5 protein-coding genes and 1 pseudogene are annotated in these 5,251 nt (G+C 68.0%); 2 read left to right on the forward strand and 4 right to left on the reverse strand.

The window, feature by feature from the left end:
- Positions 1-97 precede the first annotated feature (97 nt).
- A complete protein-coding gene (gene ddlA / locus AC1VAN_RS11810) occupies positions 98-1,195 on the forward strand; it encodes a D-alanine--D-alanine ligase (RefSeq protein WP_140227922.1) in 1,098 nt (365 codons plus the stop codon).
- Positions 1,196-1,280: 85 nt separating this feature from the next.
- Here the strand turns inward: ddlA and AC1VAN_RS11815 are convergent, their stop codons facing one another.
- From AC1VAN_RS11815 to oleC, 3 genes are all read right to left on the reverse strand, one after another.
- Positions 1,281-1,436 carry a DUF1328 domain-containing protein gene (locus tag AC1VAN_RS11815; protein ID WP_025875842.1) on the reverse strand — a complete coding sequence of 52 codons (156 nt, stop codon included), beginning with the start codon at positions 1,434-1,436 and terminating at the stop codon, positions 1,281-1,283.
- Positions 1,437-1,557: 121 nt separating this feature from the next.
- Positions 1,558-2,544 (reverse strand): 2-alkyl-3-oxoalkanoate reductase, encoded by a 987-nt coding sequence (gene oleD, locus AC1VAN_RS11820; RefSeq protein ID WP_480985856.1) that lies wholly within the window; start codon positions 2,542-2,544, stop codon positions 1,558-1,560.
- A complete protein-coding gene (oleC, locus tag AC1VAN_RS11825) occupies positions 2,541-4,199 on the reverse strand; it encodes an olefin beta-lactone synthetase (protein ID WP_480985857.1) in 1,659 nt (552 codons plus the stop codon). Before oleC ends, oleD begins: the two co-directional genes overlap by 4 nt.
- A gap of 102 nt (positions 4,200-4,301) precedes the next feature.
- Here oleC and AC1VAN_RS11830 point away from each other — a divergent pair, with 102 nt between their 5' ends.
- Entirely contained in the window at positions 4,302-4,727 is a 426-nt protein-coding gene (locus tag AC1VAN_RS11830; protein ID WP_025875849.1) for a YkgJ family cysteine cluster protein, read from the forward strand.
- Between the two features lie 38 nt (positions 4,728-4,765).
- Here AC1VAN_RS11830 and AC1VAN_RS11835 read toward each other — a convergent pair.
- Positions 4,766-5,251, reverse strand: a pseudogene (locus AC1VAN_RS11835) (alpha/beta hydrolase); the annotation flags it as partial.

The following is a 5,251-nucleotide window of genomic DNA, read 5'->3' on the forward strand; positions in this document are numbered from 1 at the left end:
ATGCGTGGATGGATTTCTGGTTCATCTGTGCCTCACGCGGAAGGCCGATGAAGGTTCATGCTATGGAACCACGCAACGCACAGGACATCGCATTTCCATGGCACGGACACGGGTTGGCATCATCTTCGGTGGCAGGTCTTCCGAACACGAAGTTTCGCTGCAGTCGGCGAAGAACATTCTCGACGCGCTCGACCGCGAGCGCTTCGAACCGGTGCTGATCGGCATCGACAAGCAGGGCCAGTGGCACCTGAGCCAGCCGGACACCTTCCTGCTCAATGCCGAGGATCCGGCGCGCATCGCCCTGCATCCTTCCGGTACCGCGCTGGCGGTTCTGCCCGGCACCGAGCAGGCCCAGCTGCAACCGACCGATGCGGGCAGCGCGCTGGGGCAGATCGATGTGGTGCTGCCGATCGTGCACGGTCCGCTGGGCGAGGACGGTGCGCTGCAGGGCCTGCTGCGCATGGCCAACCTGCCCTTCGTCGGCTCGCCGGTACTGGGTTCGGCGGTAGCCATGGACAAGGATGTAACCAAGCGCCTGCTGCGCGATGCCGGCCTGCAGGTGGCGCCGTGGGTCTGCATCCGCCGCCATGAAGCCGATACGGTCGATGTCGATGCCCTGATCGCGACACTCGGCCTGCCGCTGTTCGTGAAGCCGGCCAACCAGGGCTCATCGGTGGGCGTGAGCAAGGTCAAGGACGCCGACGGTTTCGCCGAGGCATTGCAGACTGCGCTGCGCTACGACCACAAGGTTCTGGTGGAATCGGCCGTGGTCGGCCGCGAGATCGAATGCGCGGTGCTCGGCAACGAGCGGCCGCAGGCCAGCATCTGTGGCGAGGTSGTRCTGCACGAYGAGTTCTAYGCCTACGACACCAAGTACATCAACGAAGAYGGCGCYGAAGTGGTGGTGCCGGCCGCRATCGACGCGGCRACGCAGGCGCGTATCCAGGACATCGCGCTTCAGGCGTACCAGGTACTGGAATGCGCCGGTATGGCGCGCGTGGATGTGTTCCTGACCGCGGATGGTCGGATCGTCATCAACGAGGTCAACACGCTGCCCGGCTTCACCCGCATCAGCATGTATCCGAAGCTGTGGGGCGCCAGTGGCGTGGGCTACACGGCGCTGATCACGCGCCTGATCGAACTGGCGATGGAACGGCACGACGCCGATCGCCGATTGCACAGCGCGGTGCGCTGACCGCGCTTCGGCAGTGCCGGCCGCCGGTCGGCAACCCCGGGTAATCGAGGTTGCCGGCCAGCGGCCGGCACTACTGCTCAAGCGGTCATGTGCGCTTGCGGAACATCGAGATCACCGCCAGCACCAGGAACACCACGAACAGGATCCAGGCGATGTTGCTGGCGGCACCGGCGATGCCGGAGAAACCGAGCACGGCGGCGATGATGGCAATGACAAAGAAAATGACGGCGTAATGCAGCATGGTGCTCCTCGCAGGTGGTCGGCCGTGGGTGGCGTTGTGTCCATCCTGCGCATCTGCCGGTGTGCAACCGGTGATGGCGATCTCTGCGCGTAATGAAGGCTTCAGCGCGGTGATGCCGCCGTCATGATGCGGCCTTCAGTCGTCGCAGCCCTTCTTCGATGCTGACCTGCGGCACGTAGCCGAAATCACGGCGCGCTGGCTCCATGCTGTACCAGTGCGGCGTGCACAGCTGCTCGGCCAGGAAGCGSGTCAKCGGCGGYTCGCCRCGCAGGCGCAGCAGCGGCCACAGCCGCTCGCAGATCGCGCCGATCCGATACGCCGTCTTGAAGCTGATCGCCTTGTCCACGGTTGGAGCGCCCACCGCCTGCAGCAGCTTGTTGACCAGCTCGCGCATCGGCAGCGGCTCGCCATTGGAAATGAAGTACGCCTTGCCGGCGCAGGCCGCGCCCGGTGCCAGCGCCTCGAAGGCGAGGAAATGCGCGAGCGCGGCGTTGTCGATGTAAGTGGTATCGACCTTGTTGTTGCCATCGCCCACCAGGCGCAAACGGCCAGCGCGTGCACGATCGGCCAAGCGCGGCACCAGCTGCTGGTCGCCCGGGCCCCAGATCAACCGCGGACGCAACGCCACAGTCGCCAGGCTCGCGTCATTGGCCGCCAGCACGCGCTGTTCGGCAATCGCCTTGGTCGCCGCGTACGGCGCCTGGAAATCCTCGCCATACGGCACTTCGTCCGCACCCAGTCCTTCCACCGGGTGCGTGGCGCGGTGGGTCACGCTGGGCGTGGAGGTGTAGACCAGCCTGCCGATGCCATGCGCACGGCAGGCGGCGATGACGTTGTCGGTGCCGACCACGTTGGCCTGGTGGTAGCTGTCATAGCTGCCCCACGCACCCGCCTTGGCACCGTTGTGGAACACCGCATCGACGCCGGCCACCGCATGCAGCACCGCCTGCGGATCGGCCAGGTCACCGCGGATCTGGCCCACGCCCAGCGCCTGCAGTTCCGGGTAGTGGCTGCGGTTGAACGCCAGCACCTGGTGGCCACGTTCGACCAGGCCACGGCACAGCGCCTGGCCAAGAAAACCACCACCACCGGTGACCAGGATCTTCATGCGCGCTTCTCCAGTTCGGCGCGTGCCCAGACGGCGAGCTTCTCGCGGCCGATCTTGGCGTTGTGACGGATATCGACGGGGAACGCCGGATGCATCAGCACGTGTTCCAGCTTCATCTCGGGCAGACGCGCAGCGGCCGTGGCATGCAGCGCCTCGCGCAGAGCAGGGCTGTCGGACTGGCCACGCTGCAGCTCCACGCACAGCACCGGCACCTGCGCACCGGCCGCGCCGACGCCCACCAGCGCAGTGCGTGCCACGCCGGGTACGGTGTTGAACACCGGCTCGACCTGTTCGGTGTACAGCGGTCCGTGGGCGGTTTCCACGCGATGGGTCTTGCGGCCACAGAACCACAGCCGTCCCTGCGCATCGAAGTAGCCGACATCGCCCATGCGATGCACGATGCGGACGCTGCCATCGRCCAGGGTTTCGCTGATCTTCGCCGCCGCCGTCGCCTGCGGACGGTTGAAATAACTATCGGTGGCGGTCGGCCCGGCCACGGTGATCTCACCGATCTCGCCCACGGCCAGTACGCGCGCCTGCGACCAGTCCGGCAGCGGCGCATCGTCGATGGCGATGATGCGCACCTCGTTCGGTGCGACCACGCTGCCGACGCAGGTGCCGGCACCGCCCTCGGTGGCCGCGCGCGTACGCTCCAGCTCGCGCCCCTCGACCACCGCCACCGGCAGGCACTCGGTGGCGCCATACGGTGTCCAGAACTGGGCATCGGCCGGCAGCAGGCTGCGGATGGTGGCAACCACGTCCGGCGGCACCGGCGCACCGGCCGAGGTCACCCGGGTCACCGTCGGCAACGGCCGCCCGTGCCGCGCCAGGACCCGCATCAGCGCGGGCGAGCCGAACAGCTGGGTCACGCCGAAACGCTGGATGGCGTCATGCAGGCGCGCCGGGTCGGCCTGGGCCGGCCGGGTCGGGTCCATGTCCGGAATCACCGAGGTCAGGCCCAGTGCCGGATCGAACAGCGCAAACGGCGGGAAGGTCGGCAGGTCCACCCCGCCCGCCTCCATGCCGAAGGCGCTGCCCAGCAGCTCGATCTGGCCGACGAAGTGGCGGTGGCGGTAGACCACGCCCTTGGGCACGCCGGTGGAGCCGCTGGTGAACAGGATCGCCGCCGTGTCCTCGCCATCGGTGTCGGCCAGCATCGGGCCGCTGTTGGCGCCGGCACGCTCCAGCGCGGCCAGCGTGGTACCGCCCCAGCCCAGGCGGCGGCCAACCGTGACCAGACGGGTCGCCGAAGGCGCCCAGCGCAGCGCCAGCCGCGCCACGTGGGCCAGCGGGATGCCGATGAAGGCCTGCGGCTGTGCCTCGTCCAGGCACTGCTTCAGCGCGCGCTTGTCGATGCCGGGATCGACCAGCACCGGCACCGCGCCCAGCTTGAACAGGGCGAACATCAACAGGAAGAACTCCGGCGACGGCCGCACCATCACCACCGTGCGCACCCCACGGCCGATGCCGTAGCCAGCCAGGCCGGCCGCCATCGCATCGCTGCGGGCGTCCAGCTGGCGGTAATCCAGGGTCACGTCGTAGGCCGCCATGCCGTTGCCGGCGCCGCGGCGGCCCGGGCAGCGGATGGCGATCTGGTCGGGGCGTTCACGCGCCAGCTCGGGCAGCCGCGCGGCGATGTTGCAGGATCGGTTCATCCGTTCATTGTCGCCGCTTACGGAATTTCTTGCGCGGCGGCCGCCAGCGTGGAAAATCCGCATCCTCGTCCCTTTCCCGATGCCGCCCGAGGCGGCTTGCCCATGCAACATCCCTGCATGACCTGCGGCGCCTGCTGCACCCAGTACCGCGTGGCCTTCCACTGGATGGAATCGGACGAGGTCACCCCCGGCGGCGTGCCGCACCAGCTCACCGAGGTGCTCGACCCGCACCGCCTGTGCATGCGCGGCACCCATTCCAAGCCGGTGCGCTGCGTGGCGCTGGACGCCCAGATCGGCGTCTATTCGCGCTGCACGATCCACCCCAACCGCCCCAGCGTGTGCCGCGAGGTGGATGCATCGTGGGAGTACGGCAAGGCCAGCCCGCAGTGCGACAAGGCCCGCATCGCCTATGGGCTGGATCCGCTGACCCTGGCCGACTGGCGCTGGCGCGACGGTGCGGACAACGACGACGACCACCCGGACGACAACGGCAACAGCCCCTCGCCACAGGCGCCAATCGCGGCGTAGTGGTAGTGCCGGCCGCTGGCCGGCAACATCATGAACCCCGCGTCCAGGAACGCCCGGATCTCCGGCACCAGCACTTCATGCTTGTCTTCCAGCACGTAGTGGCCGGCATCCTCGAAGGCATGCACCTGCGCCTTCGGCAACGCCGCCTGGAAGCCCTTCAGGAAGTGGTGGTCGAACACGAAATCACGCAGGCCCCAGCCGAGGAAGGCCGGACGATCGGCGAACGACGGCAGCGCCTTGCCGGCGCGCTCCAGCAGTGACCACGCCTTGTCGGCCGGCGACAGCGGAATGTCCTGCATGAAGCGGATGGTGCTGATGCGGTTGGCGTAGCTGTTGTACGGCGACACGTAGGCGCGGCGCACATCGGCCGGCATCTTCCGCTCCACGCCCAGCCACGAGGCACCGGAGGAGAACGCATTGAAGGTGCGGATGATCCACTCGCCGATCTTCCAGTGCCGGCCCAGCGCGATCTGCCACGGCATCTTCTTGKCCGCCGGCATCGGGAACGCGGCGGTGTTGAGCAC

Source organism: Stenotrophomonas sp. 05L44_2 (assembly GCF_056665995.1).

Coding starts and splice junctions, on each gene's coding strand:
- AC1VAN_RS11815 (WP_025875842.1), bottom strand. CDS start 1,436: ATGCTGCATTACGCCGTCATTTTCTTTGTCATTGCCATCATCGCCGCC.
- AC1VAN_RS11830 (WP_025875849.1), top strand. CDS start 4,302: ATGCAACATCCCTGCATGACCTGCGGCGCCTGCTGCACCCAGTACCGC.